The following is a 2,142-nucleotide window of genomic DNA, read 5'->3' on the forward strand; positions in this document are numbered from 1 at the left end:
ATGAAAGCTTGTTGCGGGTCGCCCTGGGATTGGGAGCCTTGATCCAGGGTGTCACACTGGCTGCCCCTACATAACAACACTTGGCCACTTGCGCGGTGGTAAGTTCTCCTTCTCTTGAGCGGATACCCTTGTGGCGAAATGATACCGGATATGTCATCTGTAAACTGCAATTAATTTATGTTTAACCCGAATATTGCACGAAGGGAGGTGGCAATTCCTCATTAAATCTTTATAATTCAGTTACCTAAGCTGAATAAAGAAAAGGAATTGCCAATGACAAAGTGTACCCAGGAATCGTTTAATTTTCCAGAGGTAAAAAAGCGTATTATTGAAGTAAATTTCCAAGGCGGGGATATTACTTCAGATGGTGGTGTCCTGTTATTGCGGCAAGTGGATAAATGCATTGGGTTGAGCAAAGCTGTTGCTCAAGCGCTGGACGATAATCGTCGGCAGGCAAGTTGCAAGCATGATAGTTTGACTCTATTGCGCCAACGGATTTATGCGGTGGCATGTGGTTATGAAGACCTCAATGATCATCGGCAATTACGCCATGATTTGGCTATTCAATCAGCTGTTGAACGCGCAGAGGTATTGGCGAGCAGCTCTACCTTATGCCGCTGGGAGAATCGGGCGAATCGGCAAACGGCCTGGCATGTTCATCAAGTAATGGTAGAGCGGTTTATGGCTTCATTTAAACAGCCACCCAAAGAACTGATGCTGGATTTTGATGCCACTGATGATGCGGTTCATGGCAAACAGGAAGGCCGCTTCTTTCATGGTTATTATGATCACTACTGCTTTTTGCCGCTGTATGTGTTCTGCCAGGATCAACTGCTGGTAAGCTACCTGCGGCCAAGCAATATTGATGGGGCAAAACATGCCTGGGCCATTCTGTCGTTACTGGTAAAACGGTTCAGGCAGAGCTGGCCTGCAGTTCGTATCATTTTTCGAGGTGACAGTGGTTTTTGCCGCCGCAGAATGTTGGCATGGTGTGAGCGACATGAGGTGGGTTATATCGTGGGTATCGCCCAAAACAAGCGACTGAATGAGATCACTGCGCGATGGCAGCAAGCGGCAGAGAAGCAGTATATTGAATCAGGTGAGAAAGTACGACGATTTGACGAGTTTCAATATGCTGCAAAAAGCTGGAAGCGGACACGGCGCATCATTGTTAAAATCGAACATACTGAGAAAGGCAGTAATCCACGTTATCTCGTCACCAATCTGACCAGTAAACCGCAGCTTCTGTACGATAAGATTTATTGTTTACGCGGTGAAATGGAAAACCGGATCAAGGAACAACAGCTCGATCTGTTTGCAGATCGCACCAGTTGCCATCGGTGGTGGTCAAATCAATTTCGTCTACTCCTGTCCTCGCTGGCTTACATCTTGCTGGAAACCATACGGCGACTTGCATTGCAAGATACAGAGCTGGCTCAGGCCTATGTGAGCACATTACGCCTCAAACTGATCAAAATTGGTGCCGTCATCCTACGTAATACCCGCCGTATTCGCTTTTTACTTGCAAGTAGCTGCCCCTACCAAAAACTGTTCTTCCAAACCGCAGCCAGACTTGCTCCTGGATAACTCATTCCCAGGATTATGAACCGCCGTTTACCGCATACAATAGCAATGTGGTGGATGTGCTACGCCTGTCAACAAAGAAAAACCTCTTTTTTGTCATAATTTCCAACAAAATCCTCAGAAAAACGCATTCCATCACAACAAATTTTGAATAGAGATCTGATTTGTCCAATTGTAAAATGAGTTTCTGGCAAATTCGCTCTTATTTTTGATGCTCGTGCAATATTCGGGTTAATTGGCTATATTGTTTGGCTTGTGTGCGGTAACGAACAGAATAAGTTTGCCTTATCCCTCACCATAGTTAACCGGAAGACACGTTGTTCGTCCGATAATATCAAACATACCACAAGGAGATCTTATGAAAAAATTACTCATGTTAGCCGTTGCTCTAATGCTGCCTACTTTTGCGGTTTACGCAGAGACCGCGGGTAAAGGAGGCGAACTTAGTGATGCCGAAATTGCACACATTGTAGTTACCGCCAACCAGGTAGACATAAAAAATGGCCAGCTTGCCAAGGAAAAGGCTTCAAATGAAGACGTTAAGGCATATGCGCATCG

2 protein-coding genes are annotated in these 2,142 nt (G+C 45.5%); both read left to right on the top strand.

Features of this window, described 5'->3' with window-relative positions:
• Positions 1-273: 273 nt before the first annotated feature.
• Positions 274-1,587, top strand: a complete 1,314-nt coding sequence (locus tag VLA77_05080) for an IS1380 family transposase (protein HSE29928.1) — start codon at positions 274-276, stop codon at positions 1,585-1,587.
• 355 nt (positions 1,588-1,942) lie between these two features.
• The coding region (locus VLA77_05085; protein ID HSE29929.1) for a DUF4142 domain-containing protein at positions 1,943-2,142 on the top strand (200 nt) is incomplete at its 3' end.

The sequence above is a fragment of the Candidatus Saccharimonadales bacterium genome, from assembly GCA_035457485.1.
GTDB lineage: Bacteria > Patescibacteriota > Saccharimonadia > Saccharimonadales > EFPC-124 > DATIBO01.

Bases quoted from the DNA above. Each gene is read 5' to 3' on its own strand.
- VLA77_05080 (HSE29928.1), top strand. From the start codon at position 274: ATGACAAAGTGTACCCAGGAATCGTTTAATTTTCCAGAGGTAAAAAAG.